At 63.2% G+C, this 19,600-nt stretch carries 13 protein-coding genes; 2 read left to right on the top strand and 11 right to left on the bottom strand.

Features of this window, described 5'->3' with window-relative positions; genetic code table 11:
- Position 1: 1 nt before the first annotated feature.
- On the bottom strand, positions 2–844 hold the full coding sequence (locus tag ABQU90_RS02755) for an STAS domain-containing protein (RefSeq protein WP_323521848.1): 843 nt from the start codon (positions 842–844) through the stop codon (positions 2–4).
- A gap of 666 nt (positions 845–1,510) precedes the next feature.
- Here ABQU90_RS02755 and ABQU90_RS02750 point away from each other — a divergent pair.
- Positions 1,511–2,611: an NADH:flavin oxidoreductase/NADH oxidase gene (locus tag ABQU90_RS02750; RefSeq protein WP_323521847.1), complete on the top strand. Its 1,101-nt coding sequence runs from the start codon at positions 1,511–1,513 to the stop codon at positions 2,609–2,611.
- Positions 2,612–2,986: 375 nt separating this feature from the next.
- On the opposite strand, the gene ABQU90_RS02745 is transcribed toward ABQU90_RS02750, so the two are convergent.
- From ABQU90_RS02745 to ABQU90_RS02735, 3 genes are all read right to left on the bottom strand, one after another.
- Positions 2,987–5,311 (bottom strand): tetratricopeptide repeat protein, encoded by a 2,325-nt coding sequence (locus ABQU90_RS02745; protein ID WP_323521845.1) that lies wholly within the window; start codon positions 5,309–5,311, stop codon positions 2,987–2,989.
- A gap of 24 nt (positions 5,312–5,335) precedes the next feature.
- Positions 5,336–7,204: an ATP-binding protein gene (locus ABQU90_RS02740; RefSeq protein WP_323521844.1), complete on the bottom strand. Its 1,869-nt coding sequence runs from the start codon at positions 7,202–7,204 to the stop codon at positions 5,336–5,338.
- Between the two features lie 223 nt (positions 7,205–7,427).
- Complete coding sequence (locus tag ABQU90_RS02735; protein ID WP_193552548.1) at positions 7,428–8,783, bottom strand: helix-turn-helix transcriptional regulator; 1,356 nt, start codon at positions 8,781–8,783, stop codon at positions 7,428–7,430.
- 903 nt (positions 8,784–9,686) lie between these two features.
- Here ABQU90_RS02735 and ABQU90_RS02730 point away from each other — a divergent pair.
- Positions 9,687–10,472: a winged helix-turn-helix domain-containing protein gene (locus ABQU90_RS02730; protein ID WP_323521842.1), complete on the top strand. Its 786-nt coding sequence runs from the start codon at positions 9,687–9,689 to the stop codon at positions 10,470–10,472.
- Between the two features lie 705 nt (positions 10,473–11,177).
- Here the strand turns inward: ABQU90_RS02730 and ABQU90_RS02725 are convergent.
- From ABQU90_RS02725 to cyoA, 7 genes are all read right to left on the bottom strand, one after another.
- Positions 11,178–11,564, bottom strand: a complete 387-nt coding sequence (locus tag ABQU90_RS02725) for a DUF805 domain-containing protein (RefSeq protein ID WP_115527329.1) — start codon at positions 11,562–11,564, stop codon at positions 11,178–11,180.
- 284 nt (positions 11,565–11,848) lie between these two features.
- Positions 11,849–13,240, bottom strand: a complete 1,392-nt coding sequence (gene radA / locus ABQU90_RS02720) for a DNA repair protein RadA (protein ID WP_323521841.1) — start codon at positions 13,238–13,240, stop codon at positions 11,849–11,851.
- Positions 13,241–13,437: 197 nt separating this feature from the next.
- Positions 13,438–15,318 carry a M61 family metallopeptidase gene (locus tag ABQU90_RS02715; protein WP_323521840.1) on the bottom strand — a complete coding sequence of 627 codons (1,881 nt, stop codon included), beginning with the start codon at positions 15,316–15,318 and terminating at the stop codon, positions 13,438–13,440.
- A gap of 170 nt (positions 15,319–15,488) precedes the next feature.
- Positions 15,489–15,824: a cytochrome o ubiquinol oxidase subunit IV gene (cyoD, locus tag ABQU90_RS02710; RefSeq protein ID WP_005989936.1), complete on the bottom strand. Its 336-nt coding sequence runs from the start codon at positions 15,822–15,824 to the stop codon at positions 15,489–15,491.
- On the bottom strand, positions 15,824–16,456 hold the full coding sequence (gene cyoC / locus ABQU90_RS02705) for a cytochrome o ubiquinol oxidase subunit III (RefSeq protein ID WP_181112921.1): 633 nt from the start codon (positions 16,454–16,456) through the stop codon (positions 15,824–15,826). The genes cyoD and cyoC overlap by 1 nt, the downstream gene beginning before the upstream one ends.
- Positions 16,453–18,453: a cytochrome o ubiquinol oxidase subunit I gene (gene cyoB / locus ABQU90_RS02700; RefSeq protein ID WP_055845528.1), complete on the bottom strand. Its 2,001-nt coding sequence runs from the start codon at positions 18,451–18,453 to the stop codon at positions 16,453–16,455. Before cyoB ends, cyoC begins: the two co-directional genes overlap by 4 nt.
- Positions 18,453–19,388 carry a ubiquinol oxidase subunit II gene (gene cyoA, locus ABQU90_RS02695; protein WP_055845531.1) on the bottom strand — a complete coding sequence of 312 codons (936 nt, stop codon included), beginning with the start codon at positions 19,386–19,388 and terminating at the stop codon, positions 18,453–18,455. Before cyoA ends, cyoB begins: the two co-directional genes overlap by 1 nt.
- Between the last annotated feature and the right edge of the window lie 212 nt (positions 19,389–19,600).

Here is a 19,600-nt window from a genome sequence, read left to right as displayed (position 1 = left end):
GTCAGCTCGCCTTGCTCACGATCACACCGGTGCGCTTGAGCGCCAGCGCCAGCGCATCGGACAGGTTGGCCTTGGTCACGATGCCCTGCAGATCCAGGCCCAGATGCACGATGGTCTGCGCAATCTGCGGGCGCACGCCGCTGATGATGGCATCGGCGCCCATCAGCCGGATCGCGGTGACGGTCTTGAGCAAATGCTGCGCCACCAGCGTGTCCACGGTAGGCACGCCGGTGATGTCGATGATGGCGATCTCCGAGCCGGTGTCGACGATGCGCTGCAACAGCGATTCCATCACCACCTGGGTGCGCTGTGAATCGAGGGTGCCGATCATCGGCAATGCCAGCACGCCGTCCCACAACTTCACCACCGGCGTGGACAGCTCCAGCATTTCTTCCTGCTGCCGCACGATGATGTCTTCGCGGGTCTTCTGGAATGCCTTGACGGTGTACAGCCCCAGGCGGTCCAGCAGTTCGGACAGCGCCCACAGCTGCTGGGCGAGGTCTTCCGGCGTGCTGGCGTATTCGCGCTGCACCAGCTCGAACAGCACTCGCTTGAGCGAAAAGATGAAGTTGGCGGTTTCCTGCGAATCGAAGCCGCGGGTGGCGCGGTCGCGCGATAGATTTTCCAGGAAGCGACGCACTTCGCTCCACTCGGCACTGTCCAGACTGCTACCGTCGTCCTTCAACGAGCCGACCAACAGCCGTAGAAAGTCCGCGCCCTGGGCCTGCAGATCCTGCCGGGAGATGCGCGCATCATTGCCGAGGCCTGCGTCCAGCCATGCGGCCAACAACGCCGCTTCCTGGTCACGGATCGCGTCGATTGAGCGCTGCTGCAATGCCACCATGAGATCACCCGCCAAAGTTAAGAAGGAGATACTGGGCATGCGGGCTGGCCGGCGCCATGACTGACGCGGCGCCCCCACGCCGATGCGCAGCAGAGTAAAGCAATTCAGATTCGGCAACCAGCAACCAAACCTGTAGCAGTCAGAGGACGCTACTGGCGGCAGTTTGACATTGCAGCGCAAGCGCCGAACGTGCACCGGGACACGTCGTTGGAATTGGGAATTGGGAATTGGGAATTGGGAATTGGGAATTGGGAATCGGGAATCGGGAATCGGGAATCGGGAATCGGCATTAGGGTGCTTGGTGTTGGTCGGGAGTGCGCAGGCGCGGACTGCATGTGTGTGATTGACTGCTGACATGTATGCCTGAGCAACCGCGAGTGCCGGTCTCTTGCAAGGTGCATGTCGCGCGTTGCTACGGTTGCTACGGTTGCTGCGCGGGTCTTGCGTGTGCGCGCACGCGCCTGAAGAGCGCACATGGCGCCATTGCGCCGCGCATCTGCCCTTTGCTTCTGCCACCCACCACGCCCTGGCACTCAAGCAACCGCTACCGGCCTCAGCGGTGCCCCCCCCAAGCCGCTGCAACGCGGTGTGCTACTGGCAGTGTTTTGATCCGGCCGTCGGCGTGGTCTGATCGCCAACCGCTTTTTCCAAGGTTCCCTGCCCGCAATGTCGTCGCTTTTTTCGCCTTACCAGCTCAAGGATGTCTCGCTGCGCAATCGCATCGCGATCCCGCCGATGTGCCAATACACCGCCATCGACGGCTTTACCAACGATTGGCATCAGGTCCACTACGCCAGCATGGCGCGCGGTGGCGCCGGGCTGGTCATCGTCGAGGCGACCGGCGTGTCGCCAGAAGGTCGCATTACCCCGGGCTGTCTCGGCTTGTGGAACGACGCGCAGGCCGAAGGACTGGCACGCATTGCCGCCTCGATCACCGCAGCAGGTGTGGTGCCAGGCATTCAGATCGGTCATGCCGGTCGCAAGGCCAGCGCCAACGCACCGTGGGAAGGCGACGACCATATCGCCGACGGCGATGCGCGCGGCTGGGACACGTTGTCGCCGTCCGCAGTCGCCTTCGGTGGCGGCCTGTCCAAACTGCCGCGGGCAATGACGCTGGACGACATCGCCCGTGTGCGTGGCGATTTTGTCGCCGCCGCGCAACGTGCACGCGATGCAGGCTTCAAGTGGCTGGAACTGCACTTCGCCCACGGCTATCTGGCGCAGAGTTTCTTCTCGGTGCACGCCAACCACCGTGAGGATCGCTACGGTGGCAGCGCCGAAGGCCGCGCGCGTTTTCTGCTGGAAACGCTGCAGGCCGTGCGCGCGGTGTGGCCAGAACATCTGCCGCTCACCGCACGCTTCGGTGTCATCGAGTTCGACGGCCGCGACGAACAAACGTTGGCCGAGGCGATCGACTTGACCCGCGAGTTCAAGCGCAGCGGCCTGGATCTGTTGAACGTCAGCATGGGCTTCAGCACGCCGAATGCGCAGATTCCGTGGGGCCCGGCGTTGCTGGCACCGATCGCCGAACGCGTCAGCCGCGAGGCGCAATTGCCGGTCGCCTCGTCCTGGAACATCGACGACCCCATCGAAGCCAACCGCGTCATCGCCGATGGGCAGATGGAGCTGGTGATGGTCGGACGCGCGCACCTGGCCAACCCGCATTGGCCGTACCAGGCGGCACTGGCACTGGGCGAAGCGCGTCCGTCCTGGGTGCTGCCGCCGTCATACGCGCATTGGCTGGAGCGCTACGGCAACCGCAGCTAATCACACGCGGACTGCGACGTTGCCGCTAACGCGGCAACGTCTTACTCAAGCAAAGACATACCCCGCGCCGCCACGATCGTTGCAAGCACGGGGGGACCGTTACCTCGCACGTCCGCGCAGACTGCACGGACGGCGCGCAGAACAGCACGCCAATCCCGAATTCCCAATCCCTGCGGCGACCCGCGACACACCGGTCGCACGACGCGTTGGGACGGCGCGCTAAGAACCGAAGTGTGCCAGTCGCAAACGACCACGCGCATTGAGCGTTGCACGCGCGAGAACCGACGCACCTTCGCACGTCACCGCAGACCGCATAGACGGCGTGCAAAGCAGCACGCCAATCCCGAACTCCTAATCCCTGCGGCATCAGCCGCTCTAAAGCCCGTAGCGCTCCACCGCCTCCAGATGCGGTCGCGTGTCCTGCTCGCAGGCTTCGGCCAACCGCAGCCAGCACATCGGATGCGACCAGCGCGACGTCGTGCACCGCAGTACGCGATGCAGTTCCTGCGGCGCGACGTTTTCCGGAAGCGCCACGGTGAACAACACGCCTGGCAGCCCGGACGTCGCATCCTCCGGGTCGAATGCATCCGGGTGCTCCGGGTCGACCACGCGATAGTCGTCGCGACTATGCAGCCACGCCTTCCACCCGCGCGTCTCCATATCTGCACGCAGCGCCTCAATCACCTCGTCGCCAGGGTGGACGCCGTCCACCAGCCAGCTGCTGCCATAGCCACCTGTCTGCAGCACATGCACCTGCGCATAGGTCGGTACGAACCCCGCACGCTCGGCCTCGTCCTCCGGCGCCGGATACAGCAGCTCCGCATCGAACACCACCCAATCGCCAACATGCTGACGGCGGTGGGCCGGTGCGTTTTCGATGATGCGCGCGGTCACCGGACCGGTGCGACGCGCGTAGTACTCGCCCACTTCGCCGTCGTCCACACACCGCACGATCACCCAGCCCCAATCTTCTTCGACAACCCCGCTGGTGCTGCTCAGCTCCATGCCGATCGCGGCTGCCGACACCCGCACCGCATCCCAGTCCTGCGCGGCACTGGCGGCGGTCATATGGTCCCAATGCGCCGAACGCGGCTCGTCCATCAGCGCGATCAGTTGGCGGTAGACATCGGCCGCTTCGGCAAAGCGGCCGGTGTTGAGGTACATGCGCGCCAGCAGCCCGCGCGCACCGTGCGAGCCCGGCGAGAGCTCCAGTAGCGCGCTACAAGCCTGTTCCAGCGCCGGCCAATCGCCCAACCGTTGCGCAAGCTGGGCCTCGCACCACAGCGCCGCCACCGGTACCTGCGGGCGATACAGCAACGCCAGCCGGCGCACGCCAGCGTCATCGCCGCGGCCAAGCAACAGATTCATCAGGCGGAAGGTGGGGCTGGTTTCGCGGTCGGCATGCCGCTGCACGAAATCCCACAACAGCGTGATCGCCTGCTCGTCTGCCGCGCAGGCACTCAATGCCGACGCCGCGGTATCGACCAGCTCGGCATCGTCCGGACGCTCGGCCACCGCCTGCAGCAACCATTGCGCTTCGCGCTCGGGATTGCGCACCGCCTCCTCGCCCTGCGCGTTCAACCAGTCCAGCAACTGCGCCGCAGGTACAGGCGCGTCCTCGCCCGCCGATGCGGATGCGATGCGCGCAGCCCACCCATCCAGCGCCTGCGTGGCGCCACGGTCCTGCCGCAACTTGGGCGCATGCGCGCGCGCCAGTGCCAGGTGCCGGCGTGCGGTCCACACCGCACCGCGCTGCAGCGCCAGATCCATCGCGAGCTCGGCGGCCTCGATCAGGATGCGATGCGCACCGACCTGCGCGTAATGATCCAGCATGACCTGCAGGCGGCTGCCCAGATCCCAGGTGTTGCGCTCGGGTGCGCGTGACGTCAGCACCGCCACCGCGCGCAGCCAATGCAGGCGATAGCGCGGCGCCACTTCGCGCCACGGCAGCAACGCCTCCATCGCTTCGTCATCGCGCTGCAACAGCGCCAGCGCACGTGCCTTCTGCAGACGACGCGGCTGACTGCAGTTGGCCCATTCCGCGCCCTCGCGCGCGGCCTCGACTTCGCGCTGTTCGATCAGCGCCAGGGCTTCAGCTGCACGCCCCAACGACAGCAGGATCGAGATCCGCATGTCCGGCACGCCGTCGTAGATCTGGCCGCCGTGCGCCACGATGGTCTGCGACTGCTGCTCCAGATAGCTCAGCGCCGCGTCGCCGCGGCCGTCGTCGAGCAAGGCGTCGGCTTTTTCGCAGCTCAGGCACTGGTAGCACGACCAACTCGGGTCGATACGGCCCAGGGTTTCATCGCAGACCTCGATGCGCTCTTCCACCCAGCCCGGGCCATCGATGTTGGCGTAGCACGCTGCCAGATCCTGGGTGACACACACCGATTGCGGGCACTCCACCGCGTCGGCGCGATGCGCGCGCTCGAACAGCGCCACCGCATCGCCCAAGGCGCGCTCGCCTTCGCATAGATTGCCGACCCGGTTGCGCATTTCCCAATGGCCGACGAACACCTCCAGCCAGGGGTTGGCCAGCGTCTTGCCCAGCGCACGCGCCTCGGGCAACAACGCTTCGGCACGCTCGATCTGCAGATCGCAGATATGGTCGGTCAGGCGTGTCAGCAGCTGCGCATTCTGCGGCTGCCCGGCTTCGCCCAGGTCGTCCTGCAGCTTCTCCACCCAGTTCCAGATTTCCATTGCGTTGTTCCTTGAATGCGGCGCTCAGCGCGCCAGCAATTGGGTCACGGCCTCGGCAAGATCGCCGAAGGCCTTGTTGAGATCCGAACCGCCCGACTCCGCGCCGCCAGCCTGCGGCTGCGCGCGCCCTTGCGCAGAGACAATCACCTTGAGCGAGCGCAGCAAGCGCGCGGCGACCGCGGCTTGCGGGTTGCCGGCACGTTGTGCGGCGAGCAGTGCCTGCAGCGCAGGATTGTCGAGATTGAGATACAACCGCTGGGTCTGGCGCGCTTCGATACGCGCAGTGAACTGCCGCGCCAGCCGCAGCGCTGCAGTGGACACCCGCTTGTCGTTTTCGTCCTGCTCCAGCCGGCGTTTGAGTTCCGCCTCGCGGTCGGGCACCACCACCAGCGGCAGCTCTTCGGGGCTGAAACGCGCCGGAACCAGCGCTTCGCCATCGCCCAGATGCTGTTCGAGCCACGCCAGTTCGTCGGCCGGCAACGTATCGAGATGGAACAACTGGCGATTGCCATGCTCGGTGCCCAGCTCGACCAGGCGCACGCCCTTGGCCTGCGCCCACCGACGCAGAAACGGCACTACCGCGTAGCGGTTTCCGTACGCCACCGGCACGCCCATCGCGCGGAACAACATTTCTTCGAAACCGCTGTCGCTGTCCAGGATCACATGCACTGCACCACGCGCCGGTAGCTGCTGGGCCGGCAGATCGCCTTGCGAGGTCGGCACGCGCACATGTTCCAGCAGCAAGTCGAACAGACGCTCATCGCACAGCGCCGCACCCAACAAGGCCTCGTTATGCCGCAACAGAATGCGACGCCAGGCTTCGGGCTGTTGCCGCGCCACCTCCGCCAGGCCCTGCACCAGGGCTTCGGACAAGGCGTGCTGCACCGAGCTATACACCGTATCGCGCTGCAGATCCTCGCGGCTCGCGGTCGGCGTCAAACGGTTGGATTCGATCACTCCGCCGATGAAACCGGCCCACGGCGGCAGCAATTCGCGCGCATTGTCGTCCAGCAACATGCCGCGCAAGAACACCGACAGATTGCGATTGTCGCTGGTGCCGTAGGTGGCCCCGTCCTGCACCCATAACAGGCCGACCGCATCGCTGCCGTCGGCGGCACGCACCGGCATGCAGCACAGCGGTTCGAAATTGCGTTCGAAGCGCGCGGCAAACTCGCGTTGCCGGCGCCATGCCTGCACCGGATGCAACGGCACTGCGTCGTCCATGCGCCACGGCGGCGGCTCCGGATTGATCGGCTGCGCATCGGCACCGACCCAGATCGGCTCGCGCAACAAGGCGCAGTAGCGCGACAGAATCTCGTGCAGGCGCGCGTCCTGCGCCAACGACAGATACTGGTCGTGCAATTCCAGCACCACCTCGGTGCCCACCTGCGCGCGCGCCGGGATCGAGCTGACCGTGTATTGCTCGGCATTGCTGGAGATATAGCAATGCCCCAGCGTCGGGCTCTGGTACGAGGTGGTGCGCACGGTGACGCGTCGCGCCAGTACGAAGGCCGACAAGAAACCCAGCCCGAACATCCCGATCAGGCCGCTATCTTCGTGGCCTCCCTGGCGCAGCCCGCGGGTGTAACCCACGCCTACGGTGGCCAGATAATCGTGAATTTCCTGCTGGGTGAGCCCGGCCCCGGTATCGGTAATGCGCACGATGCCCTGCGCCGGATCGGCATGCACATGGATGCGCGCTTCGCCTTGCCAATCGGGCTGTTCCAGGCGGCGCCGCAGGATTGAGTCGTGCGCGTTCTGCACCAGCTCGCGCAGGGCGACCACTGGCGTGGAATACAGATGCTTGCTGAGAACGGACATCAGTCCATTGAGATCGACGCCGGCGCGGCGGATCTGTGAGGCGTCCGTCGCCTCGGAGATATGATCTTGCATGATCGTCGTCGTTTCCTTGGCGGCCACGCCCGTCCTCGGACGCGCCTCCTGGGTGGCAGTGCGAGCCGGCAAGGATAGCCGCAAGCCATCCTGGACGCACGTCTCACTTCGGCTTCTGCGCCAGCGTGCGTACAGCTGCGTACGTCCCGCGACCAGCCCGTATCCAGTCGTCGGAAACGACGCGCCACGGCCCGGCGTACATGCCGGGCCGTGGCGCTGTCGGCTAACGTTGCAGGGTTTCCATCGGCGCTTCATTGAAGTGCTGGCGATAGCCTTTGGCCAGCGCTGAACGACTGCCAACGCCCCAGCGGCTGGCCGCCTGCAACACGCTGCCGCAGCCGCCTTCGGCCAGCAGCTCGTCGCGGATGCTCTGCATGCGATAACGCCGCAGCACCTGGGTCGGCGACAGCCCGGTGGCCGACTTGAACGCCTGCTGCAAGGCACGCCCGGTCACACCGATCTGCGCGGCCACTTCATTGATCGACAGGTCCGAGCGGTGGGCATTGGTGATCATGTAGCCGTAGGCACGCCGGTACTTGGCCGGCAGACGCGCGGAGATATCGTCGCTGACGTGCGCCGGGGTGCCGCTTTCCAGCAGACGCGGTGCCTGCACTTCGCTGCGCAGGCATTGCACCGCACCCAGCGCGTAGCGGTTGTACAGCAGCAGGGCCTGTTCGGTACGGCCCAGCGCCTGGCTGATCTTGGCCTGGCAGTACTCGAACTCCAGATTCCAGCGCGGCGCGTGATGCCGGCCGGCCCCGGCCAGGGCACGCTCGGCCAGATCGGCGCGGCCTACCGCCAGTGCAGCCAATGCCAGCTCCACCTGCGCATCCTGCCGCGCGCAGGGCGGGCAGCCGGTTGCCGCGGCCGGCAGCGCATCGATCTGCGCGTCGAACCCAAAGGTGTCGCCGCCAGCGATCCGCAGCAGGTTGCGCACGTGGCGCATCCGCTGCGCCAGCACCGGCATGCTCTCGGCCAGATCGGCGATACAGGCGCGCAGCTCGCTGGGCTCAAAGGCATGCGCGGCGTCTTCCTGGCGCAGCGTGGCCTGCCAGAACACGTGATCGCTCATGCGGTCGGCACGACGGATGCGCAACTGCGCAATCATGTCCAGGCGCAGCGCGGTGGCAATGCGCAACCAGTCCGAGGCACCGGTTTCCAGCTCGGACAGCGACTCGCGCGCACGCTCCAGCGTCTGCAGGGCCAACGTACTCTGGCCGAGGTGAAAGTGGGTCAGCGCCTTGCCAAGCAGACCTTCGCCGCATAGGCAGGCTGGCGTATCGCGGTCCATCGCAAGCTGCGCGAAGCAGTTCAACGCCGCACTCAGACGACGCTGGCTCAGCATCAACCAGGCGGTATTGCGGCACGAGAGCAGCCGCAGCTGCCGCTGTTGGCCGCGCATTGCCTTCAGCGCATGGCGGTATGCATCTTCGGCTTCTTCCTGGTATTCGAGAATCAATAGGGCATCGCCGCTGGCGCCCAGCAGGCTGACCTCATCGTCGGGGCCATCGGGTGTTCCCTGGCCATCACGGCGTTGTTGAAGATGTTGCAGACCTTGCGGCCAGGCACCAACCAGCATCCTGCTTGTATAGGTAGGAAGACGATCTGCGTAAGACAACGCAGAAATCGCTGCGAAGTAGGTTGAAAGGATCATGCCGGGCTCTCTCTTGGGGGGACGAGCAAAAACAAACAATGCGCAGCTCTCACTGGCGCAAACGATTGTATGCAGCGGATCCAATGGAATTTCCCACCTGCAAGCACCGCAAAAATCAAAAAACCTCACTCTGTCTTCCAACGCTTCTGCCGTGCGTTTTGCATATGCGGCATTCTTTTCTGCAGAGCGTGCACATTGTCTAGCGCAGGACATTTCCCACCATCCGAACACGTACGGACGTCGCGCTGCGCCCGGATAGCGCAGCGCCGTCCTGTAACGTCTGCCAACGCACGGTCTCGATGCGGATTCTGGGGTGTTTGAGTCGATTTCGGCATGCGCGACAGGCGCACCATAGTCACCCAGCTGCGGGCACGTCCCGCTCATAACGAAAGTAACTTTCGTGTTACCTGCCCAGCTGAACCTATTCCCTAAGCGCGGCGGCTTCGCCGTAATCGCAATACCTTGGTCTAGACCTTTCCAAACCAATTTTCTACTGCCCATCCGGACAAACATGTCCAGACACGGCGCGTGGATATGCATGTATCGGCTTATACATACCCAAGATGTAAGAGCTGCGTTGCGTATAGATGAGCGCAAGCTAAAGCGCACCGACCCAAACCCGAAGAAAAGTGCGTAGCAGTGAAACTTTCTGCCGCTGGAATGGTACATACCATTCGTCCGACCTCGGTCAGACCCTCCCCCCCCTTCGCAGCCGGATGGTATGGCAATGCACTTATCTCTCTCTGTGGATTTTGTGGCGACGCCTGCGGCCCGTGATCGGCACCGCACGCATGACTGGTACGTGTGCCGTCATGGGAAGGCTGGCTGATGCACGGTAATCCTCCCGGCAAGCATGGATCGGCTTTCCTGTTGACGCAGGACGCGCGTCTGGCATCGCAGGTCAACGCGAGCCTTGCCCCGCTGGGGCCACAATTTGCAGTGTTTTCCGATGAGCTGGAGCTGTTGCGCTCCTTGCGGCATTCGCCCTGCGAACTGCTGATTTTCGATGCGACCTGCGTCGCCTCGGACGATAGCTCGGTTCTGGCGTGGCAGCGCTGCCACAGCGGTCATCCCACGCCGCTGATCGTGCTGGGACGTTTCGACTGCCCCGACGACATCCTGGCCTGGTACCAAGCCGGCGCACAAGAAGTGTTAGCGCTCCCATTCAATTCGTGCGAGCTACAGGTGCGCGCGGCATTGGCGATTGCCCCTGCACCCCAGACCTGCCAGGAATCGCAGCACCTCACCGTCGGCCCGTATCAGCTGATACGCGAAGAAAACACCGTCTATCTGCACGGCAAACCGATCGTGCTCACCGCGCGCGAGTTCTCGATTGCCTGGATGCTGTTTTCCAGCCCCGGCGTCTGTTTCCGCCGCTGCCAGCTCGCCAAGGCGGTCTGGGGTAGCCACACCGAGTTCACCGATCGCACGATGGAGCAACACATCTACAAGCTGCGCAAGAAATTGCAGCTGTGCAACCACAGTGGAGTGGTGCGCATCAGAACCGTGTATTCGCATGGCTACAAGCTTGAGCTCGCGCTGCAGGACAGGGACCCGCCAATGCTTGGCAAAAGCGTGGGTTCGAGTACCGGACATCACGCCGCCGCCTGCTGAACGCTGCTCTCGGGATCAGGCCAGACCGGTGCACGTATCGAGGTAACTGCATTGCGGATAGCGACGGTAGCGACATGCATTCACTAGCGACGGCACCATGCGGTTTCGCTTGCGATTTTCAGCGCACTTGAGTTATCCGATTAACTTCATTTTCGAACTATTTAGGCCGACTTAAACAGGAACCGACAGGGTTCCATCGGCGCAGATAGACTGCAGGCCGCTGCGCTGCTCATGCGCTCTCCCACGCTGAGAACCAGCCAAGTGAGGCGCCTTGCAGGCTTGCTGCCTTGTCCTCTTGTGGAATGCAGTTCGCCCCGTTGCATGCGCAATAAGCACCTGCATTGGCCGAGGTACAACCGATTGCGCTTAGGGCCGCTCCGCTGGAGCAGCTAGCCCAGTGCAGACGCCTAAAAAGGGCAACTGACAGAACGACTGCGCAACCATCGGGCGGCAACCGGCTCGATGCGGCCACAGCGCGCCGCCGTGATTGCGCCCGGCGATGGCGTGCTCGGTACGCCATGCGATCAACGCGGCGACGCAGCCCGTGCTGGAGATCGGCAGGTACCACGCGACATTGCGACTTCTTCGCGCCGTCTACGCGACCTGACCAACGCTCGCGACGCTTGCCTGGTCGCTCCAAACCGCATAAACGACGATGGCGCAGGAATCCCTGCGCCATCGTTCAATCCACTTCGTGCGAAGCGATTACTGCTTCGGGCTCTCACCGTACTGGTTCGGGCCCGGGGTGCCGTCCAGGCACATGAACACGAGCACGATAAACCCGCCGACGTAAGGCACTAAGCTGATCAGATAGAACCAGCCCGACTTGTCCTGGTCGTGCAGCCGGCGCACGGTCACTGCAATGCTGGGCACGATGAGCGCCAACACGAAGATTGCGATGATGGCGCCGACCACCCATGCCAGCGGACCGGGGCCGTTCTCGCCCCCCATCACCGCCGCTGCGATACCAAACATGATGCCCAGCACGACCAGAACGATCACCTGCAGCAGCATGAACATCCAGTATTCCTTGCGACGCGAACGACCTTCGAAGTCGGCGTAACGCTTGAGCGGCAACAACATCCATTCCATCGTGGTTCTCCAGTACGAGCAGTCAGCAGTGTTTGTGATCCGGTGCACAGTGCAACGGGCCGCGCATGGTGCCATAGCCGCACTCTGGTGAAAACGCTTTCTTCACACTCACATGAAAATTGCCGGGCGCCAGCCGACAGACGGTCGCCGGCTCCGCTGGGGAGCGTCAGGCGATGGCAATGTTTGACGCCGCCTGCTGGCAGCGCCCACTGCGCGAACCCGCGCTTGGCCGGACATCCTGCCCCCTCTCTGCCCCACCCATGCCCCCGGCCCAGTCGCACACCTCAGTCGGCCGCGGCCTCCAGCGCCTGACTCAACCGCTCCACCACGATGATTTCCATCCCCTTGATGCTGGCTGTCTTCGGTGCGTTGGCACGCGGCACGATCGCGCGCTTGAAGCCATGGGTGGCGGCTTCCTTCAGACGGTCCTCACCATTGGGCACAGGACGGATCTCGCCGGACAACCCGACTTCGCCAAAGGCAATCGTCTTCTCGGACAACGGCCGGTCGCGCAGCGAGGACAGCACCGCCAGCAACACCGGCAGATCGGCCGCGGTCTCCTGCACGCGAATGCCGCCGACCACGTTGACGAACACGTCCTGGTCGCCCACCACGATGCCGCCATGCCGATGCAGCACCGCCAACAACATCGCAAGCCGGTTCTGCTCCAATCCCACCGCCACCCGGCGTGGATTGGACAGCGGCGAGGCATCCACCAGCGCCTGCACCTCCACCATCAGCGGCCGGGTGCCTTCGCGGGTCACCATGACGCAACTGCCGGGCTGCTGGGTGCTGCCGCCAGACAGAAAGATCGCCGACGGGTTGGAGACCTCCTTGAGGCCCTTCTCGCCCATCGCGAACACCCCCAGCTCGTTGACTGCGCCGAAGCGGTTCTTGAACGCGCGCAGCAGACGGAACCGGCTGCCGCTTTCGCCTTCGAAATACAGCACCGCATCGACCATGTGTTCGAGCACGCGCGGGCCGGCGATGCCGCCCTCCTTGGTCACGTGCCCGACCAGGAACACGGCCGTACCGGTCTCCTTGGCATAGCGCACCAGCCGCGCCGCGCTCTCGCGCACCTGGCTGACCGACCCAGGTGCTGCGGTCAACGATTCGGTCCACAAGGTCTGTACCGAGTCGGCCACGATCAGTTTCGGCCGCGCCACGCTGGCATGCTGCAGGATGTTTTCGATGCCGGTTTCGGCCAGGGCGTTCAAGCCTTCCAGCGGCAGATCCAGCCGCACCGCTCGCCCGGCTACCTGCGCCAGCGATTCCTCGCCGGTGACGTACAGCACCGGCAGCGTTGAGGCCATGCTGGCCAGCGCCTGCAACAACAGCGTCGACTTGCCGATTCCCGGGTCGCCGCCGATCAGCACCACCGCACCTTCAACCAGGCCACCGCCCAGCACGCGATCGAACTCGCCGATGCCGGTGGACACGCGCGCTTGTTCGGACTGCTGCACATCCTTGAGCGCAGTGATCTTGGGTGCCTCGGTCTTGCCGGCCCAACCACTGCGACGCGACGCCGCGGGCGAGGCCTTGCCGCCAGGGGTGGCACTTTCCAGCACGATTTCGCTGAGCGTATTCCACACACCGCATTCGGTGCATTGCCCCTGCCATTTGGTGTACTCGGCGCCGCACTCGCCGCAGACATAGGCCGTCTTCGCCTTCGCCATCGTCGTCTTGCCTGTTGTCGTTGATGCGACAGGATAGTGGCTGACGGTCTCAGCATGCGCGACGGCGCTGCAGCGCGCGGCCGACATGCGATCGGGAAGTTCTGATTCTGCAGCACAAAAAAGCCGCAGGATCGACGTCCGTCGCCCCTGCGGCTGCGTTGTCGACATGCGCCTACGCGCGCACATCAGCCATGCACTTACCTGGCCTTGTACAACTCACTCAAACGGTCAGGCGTGCCGGCGATGCGTTCCAGATGCGGATACAGCAGACCACCGTGGTAATCGATGCGCACGGTGTCGTAACGATCGCCGCGCTTGACCAGCAACTCGATCGGCGCGGTGGTGCCCTTGGCCGCCTTGATCGCGTCCTTGATCACCTCACTGCTGAAGGCGCGGCCGTTGACCGCCATGATCGTGTTGCCGGCGATCAAGCCGGCGTTGAAGGCCGGGCCGTCCCACAGCACATCGCTGATATCGCCCGAGGCTTTCAAAGACAGTCCAAGCGAATAGGTCAGGCTGGCGTCCTTGTCGTCGCTCTCGTCGGCCTTGGTGGCCAGATTCGGCTCCTCGTTGTAGACCAGCTTCCAGCCGTTGGCTTCGATGCCGCCGTTCAACGAACCATGCCCGTCCATGCGGCTACGCAACAGGCTCGCCCAGTCGTAGGCGGCCACGCCGTTGAGTGTGGCGACGATGTCGTCGAAGGTGTACGGATTGACGTCCCAATCGCCGTTCTTCATGCCGAAGAACGCCTTGCCGAAATCGTCGATGGAGCGTTTATTGTTGGTAAGCGCGCGCAGCTTGCTGTCCACTTCCAGCCACATCATCTGGCCGCCGGAGTAATAGTCCTCGGCCATCTGATAGCTGCGGTATGCCTTGGGACGGCGCATCGACATGGTCGGGTCGTTGGTGGTGTCCTGCACCGTACGCCAGGCCATGCCGGGGCGGCCGCGCTCATAGCTGGCCGCCACGCCGGCCAGCATCTCGCGCGCCTGATCCTGCGTCCACAGGCCCGAACGTGCGGACATCACTTCGCCCCAGAACTGGGTCTGGCCCTCGTACAGCCACAGCAGGCTGTCGCCCATCGGCACGTTGAAGTTGGGCGTGGCCAGATCGGCGCCGCGGCGGTACTTGCCGTTCCAGGAATGGTTGAACTCGTGTGCGAGCAGGTCGCGCCCGGTCCAGCTCTTGTCCCACTCGGTGAAGTAAGTGGGAACACCGCTGTTTTCGCTGGAGCGATGATGCTCCAGGCCGATGCCGCCCAACTTCTTGGTCAGCGCCAGCAGGAATTCGTAGTGATCGAAATGCCGCGCGCCGTAGAGCTTGTCCATCTGCTGCACCAGCGAGGCATGCGCCTTGATCTGCTCGGGCTTGGCGTCCAGCGACTTGGCTTCGTCGGCGAATACGTTGAGGTAGACCGGCTGCTTGCCGGCGCTCAGCTCCACGCGCTTGTAGTACTTGCCGGCGAACATCGGCGAATCGACCAGATCATCGAAATCGATCGGCTTGAAGGTCACCGTGTCGCCGACGCGGCGCTCGGTTTCAAGCGCCGTGGCATAGCTCCAGCCAGCTGGCAGCGTCACGCTGGCCTGCGCCTTGATGTTGCGTGCGAAAACGCCGGCCGGATACAGCGCCGTAGTGTTCCACTGCAGGTTGAGCATCTCCGGAGTCATCATCACGCGGCCCTGGTTGGGGGCCTGCGGCGAGAGGAACTTGAACTCGGCCACCAGTTCGGTGGCGCCCTGGGGCACATCCACCTTGAACGCATAGACGTCGAATTGGTCGCGAGTCCATGGCACCACCTTGCCATCGACCTTGATCACCAGACCGGCCAGCTTGTCGATCGGACCGGTGGGCGAGTGGTTGCCGGGAATCCACTGCGGATACAGCAGCGTCATCGGGCCGGGCTTTGCCGGCATGGTGGTCTTGACCTTGAAGATGCGGTGCGCCAGGTCGGTGGCATCGACGTCGATCTTCAAGGTGCCGTCGAACGGCACGTCCTGCGGCGGCGCGGTTTGCGCGGCGGCGGGCAACGACAGCGCTGCCAGCAACGACACGGACAACAGGGTGGGCATCTTCATCGCAACTCCGCGGGTGACCTGGAACAGGCAAGCCCACGATGCTAAGCGCCCACCACGGCTTCCCCGTATGCCATTGGTCATGCCGCAGGCAAATTCATGCGCAAAAAAAAGCCGCCAATCGCTGGCGGCCTTCTTCATAACAGCATGACGCGATCCGGCGTGGCGCCGTCTCAATGCATCATGTTGACGTTCATGTTGTGCAGCACCCACAGCGAACCGACGATCACGATGCCGATGATCAGCAGCGAGAACAGGCCCACCTGCACGTTGGAGCGCTGCTCGGGCGTGCGATCCATATGCAGGAAGTACACCATGTGCACCAGCATCTGCACCGCGGCCATGACCGAGATCACGACGATGGTGACGCCCTTGGAGAACGCCCCGCTCATCACCATCGCAAACGGGATGACGGTGAGGATGACGGCCATGACGAAGCCGATCAGATAGGACTTCAAACCGCCGGCATGCGCATCGGCCGCGGTCTCGGTGTGGTGGTGATTGGCCATTACAGCGCTCCCAGCAGATAGACGACGGTGAACACACCGATCCAGATGATGTCCAGGAAGTGCCAGAACAGGCTCAGGCAGGCCAGACGCGTGCTGTTGCGCGCAGTCAGGCCGTTCTTGGAGATCTGGATCACCAGCACTGCCATCCACAACAGGCCCGACGCTACGTGCAAACCGTGGGTTCCGACCAGGGTGAAGAAGGCGGACAGGAACGCGCTGCGCCCCGGGCCGGCACCTTCATGGATCAGGTGATTGAACTCCCAGACTTCCATGCACAGAAAGCCGATACCCAGTAGCGCGGTCACGCCCAGCCAGCCATACAGGCCGGTCATGCTGCGCTTGTGCGCAGAGATCATCGCGAAGCCGAAGCTCAAGCTGCTGAACAACAGCAGGAAGGTTTCCACCAGCACGAACTTCAGATCGAACAGCTCCTTGGCGGTCGGCCCGTCCACCGTGGCGCCGGAGAGCACCGCATAGGTGGCGAACAGACCGGCAAACAGCAGGCAGTCGCTCATCAGATAGACCCAGAATCCGAAGACGGTGTTGCCACCGCCGTCGTGATGCTCGTGGTCGTGATCGTGGCCGCCCGCGTGGGCGGCGTGGTCAAGCGTGGTCGAGGAAGCCATGGTCATACCACCTTCGCGGCCTGCGCCGCCTGTTGCTGTTCGAGCAGGGCAAAGCGCGCGTTTTCGATGCGCTCCACTTCATCGGCCGGCACCCAGTAATCGATGTCGTCGTCGAAGGTGCGCACGATGAAACTACCGATCATGCCCACCAGGCCGAGGATGGCCAGCCACCAGATGTGCCAGATCAGACCGAAGCCCATCAGCACGCTGAAGGCACCCATGTACACGCCTGCACCGGTATTGCGCGGCATATGGATCGGCTCGTACTTGGACGGACGCACCCAGCCCTTGCCATTCTGCTTGTCGGCCCAGAACTGATCGCGGTCGTCGATGTGCGGCAACACGGCGAAGTTGTAGAACGGCGGCGGCGAAGAGGTTGCCCACTCCAGCGTACGGCCATCCCACGGATCGCCCGTGTAGTCCATGTGCTCCTTGCGCTTCCACACGCTGTAAACGATCTGCAGCAGATTCAGGAAGATACCCATGCCGATGATCGCAGCACCGGCCGCAGCGACATACAGCCACGGCGCCCACTCGGGATGGTTGTAGGTGCTCATGCGACGGGTCATGCCCATGAAGCCGAGCACGTACAACGGCATGAAGGCCACGAAGAAACCGATGATCCAGCACCAGAACGAGGCCTTGCCGATCTTCTCGTTGAGCTTGAAGCCGAACGCCTTCGGGAACCAGTAGGTCAGACCTGCCAAGTAACCGAACACCACGCCGCCGATGATCACGTTATGGAAGTGCGCGATCAGGAACAGGCTGTTGTGCAGCACGAAGTCCACGGCCGGAATCGCCAACATCACGCCGGTCATGCCGCCGATGGTGAAGGTGATGATGAAGCCGATGGTCCACAGCACCGGTGAGGTCATGTGCACGCGACCGCGGAACATGGTGAACAACCAGTTGAAGATTTTCACGCCGGTCGGAATCGAGATGATCATCGTCGTGATGCCGAAGAAGGCATTGACGTTGGCACCCGAGCCCATGGTGAAGAAGTGGTGCAACCACACCACGAACGACAGCACGCCGATGCACGAGGTGGCGTACACCATCGAGGTGTAGCCGAACAAGCGCTTGCGGCTATAGGTGGCGATCAACTCGGAGAAGATGCCGAACGCCGGCAGGATCAGGATGTAGACCTCCGGGTGACCCCAGATCCAGATCAGGTTGACGTACATCATGGCGTTGCCGCCACCGTCGTTGGTGAAGAAGTGCGTGCCCAGGTAACGGTCGGCACCCAGCAGCGCCAGCGCCACGGTCAGGATCGGGAATGCAGCGATGATCAGGATGTTGGTGATCAACGCGGTCCAGGTGAAGATCGGCATGCGCATCAGGGTCATGCCCGGCGCGCGCATCCGCATGATCGTCACGAAGAAGTTCACACCGGTCAGCAACGTGCCTAAGCCGGAGACCTGCAACGCCCAGATGTAGTAATCGACACCGACCCCTGGACTGTATTCCAGCCCCGACAACGGCGGATACGCCAGCCAACCGGTCTGCGCGAATTCACCGACGCCGAGCGAAATATTGATCAACGCTGCGCCGGCCACGAACAGCCAGAAGCTCAGCGAGTTCAGGAACGGAAACGCCACGTCGCGTGCACCGATCTGCAGCGGCACGATCAGGTTCAACAGGCCAGTCATGAACGGCATGGCCATGAAGAAGATCATGATCACGCCATGCGCGGTAAAGATCTGGTCGTAATGGTGTGGAGGCAGCACGCCTTCGCCACCGTTACCCGCCAATGCCTGCTGGGTACGCATCATGGCCGCATCGGCAAAACCGCGCAGCAACATGACCAGCGCCACGATGATGTACATCACGCCGATGCGCTTGTGATCCACCGAGGTGAACCACTCCTTCCACAGGTAGCCCCACAGCTTGTACTTGGTGATGGCGCCCGCGATGAGCAGGCCGAGCAGGCCTGCACCACCCAGCGCGATCATGATGATCGGCTCGTGGTACGGAACCGCCTCGATGGTAAGTTTGCCTAGCATCACTTGTCTCCAGAAGTGCACATGGCAACCGGCTCTACAGCCGATGCCTCATGGTCGCCATGGCCCTTGCTATGGCCCGGACCATTCATGTATTTGTCGACCAGCGACCGGAACATGCCGTCCTGCACCGACGAGTAGTAGGTGACGGGGTACTGTTCTTTGTCGTTGCGATTGGCAGCCAACACCTGATATTCGGCGGCATTCAAGGACGTCGGCGATGCCTTGACCTTGGCCACCCACGCGTCGAAGCCGGCCTGATCGACCGCATGCGCCTTGAAGCTCATCTTCGAAAAGCCGTGACCGCTGTAGTTGGTCGACAGGCCGAAGTATTCGCCGGGCTCATCGGCCACCAGATGCAGCTTGGTTTCCATGCCCGCCATCGCGTAGATCATGGTGCCCAGGTGCGGAATGAAGAACGAGTTCATCACCGTATCGGAGGTGATCTTGAAGTTCAGCGGCGTGTGCACCGGGAACGCGATCTCGTTGACGGTGGCGATGTTCTGATCCGGGTAGATGAACATCCACTTCCAGTCCAGCGACACCGCTTCGATGTTGAGCGGTTTGACGTCCGAATCCAGCGGCCGGTACGGGTCCAGCGCATGCGACGAGCGCCAGGTCAGCACCGCCAGCACCAGGATGATCACGCACGGGATCGACCACACCACCACTTCGATAGCAGTGGAGTGCGACCAATCCGGCTCGTAGCGCGCCTTCGTGTTGGATGCGCGATATTTCCAAGCGAACGCAATCGTCATCACGATCACCGGGATGACCACGATCAGCATGAGCACCACGGAGGTGATCAGCAGTTGCTTCTCGTCGTGGCCGATCTGGCCTTTCGGATTGAGGATGGCCGAGTTGCACCCTGCCAACAGCAGGAAGGGCAACATCAGACCTGGACGAAGTAAACGCCCGAGATGTTTCAGCGGAATCATCGGTCGATCCAAGTGCGAAGGAACGCCAGCCGCGCGCATCGTCTCCGGCAAGGGAGATGTCCGACGATGCCCTTCCCTTTTGAAGGCGGGCCAGCGCAGACCGAAGACACGAGTTAGCGCGCTAATTTTAGTCTTTGCTGCACCTGCACGAAACCCATTGGCAATGATCTGCCGCAATAAATGCGCGCAAAATCGTGCGACATGTTGTCGCA

The organism is Xanthomonas sp. WHRI 10207, assembly GCF_040202975.1.
Taxonomy (GTDB): Bacteria; Pseudomonadota; Gammaproteobacteria; order Xanthomonadales; family Xanthomonadaceae; genus Xanthomonas.
This window is presented reverse-complemented; position numbering and strand designations above follow the sequence as displayed.

What these genes read in the sequence shown, in the direction of transcription:
- ABQU90_RS02755 (WP_323521848.1), bottom strand. Translation starts at nt 844, where the DNA reads ATGGTGGCATTGCAGCAGCGCTCAATCGACGCGATCCGTGACCAGGAA.
- ABQU90_RS02750 (WP_323521847.1), top strand. Translation starts at nt 1,511, where the DNA reads ATGTCGTCGCTTTTTTCGCCTTACCAGCTCAAGGATGTCTCGCTGCGC.
- ABQU90_RS02745 (WP_323521845.1), bottom strand. Translation starts at nt 5,311, where the DNA reads ATGGAAATCTGGAACTGGGTGGAGAAGCTGCAGGACGACCTGGGCGAA.
- ABQU90_RS02740 (WP_323521844.1), bottom strand. Translation starts at nt 7,204, where the DNA reads ATGCAAGATCATATCTCCGAGGCGACGGACGCCTCACAGATCCGCCGC.
- ABQU90_RS02735 (WP_193552548.1), bottom strand. Translation starts at nt 8,783, where the DNA reads ATGCTGGTTGGTGCCTGGCCGCAAGGTCTGCAACATCTTCAACAACGC.
- ABQU90_RS02730 (WP_323521842.1), top strand. Translation starts at nt 9,687, where the DNA reads ATGCACGGTAATCCTCCCGGCAAGCATGGATCGGCTTTCCTGTTGACG.
- ABQU90_RS02725 (WP_115527329.1), bottom strand. Translation starts at nt 11,564, where the DNA reads ATGGAATGGATGTTGTTGCCGCTCAAGCGTTACGCCGACTTCGAAGGT.
- radA (WP_323521841.1), bottom strand. Translation starts at nt 13,240, where the DNA reads ATGGCGAAGGCGAAGACGGCCTATGTCTGCGGCGAGTGCGGCGCCGAG.
- ABQU90_RS02715 (WP_323521840.1), bottom strand. Translation starts at nt 15,318, where the DNA reads ATGAAGATGCCCACCCTGTTGTCCGTGTCGTTGCTGGCAGCGCTGTCG.
- cyoD (WP_005989936.1), bottom strand. Translation starts at nt 15,824, where the DNA reads ATGGCCAATCACCACCACACCGAGACCGCGGCCGATGCGCATGCCGGC.
- cyoC (WP_181112921.1), bottom strand. Translation starts at nt 16,456, where the DNA reads ATGACCATGGCTTCCTCGACCACGCTTGACCACGCCGCCCACGCGGGC.
- cyoB (WP_055845528.1), bottom strand. Translation starts at nt 18,453, where the DNA reads ATGCTAGGCAAACTTACCATCGAGGCGGTTCCGTACCACGAGCCGATC.
- cyoA (WP_055845531.1), bottom strand. Translation starts at nt 19,388, where the DNA reads ATGATTCCGCTGAAACATCTCGGGCGTTTACTTCGTCCAGGTCTGATG.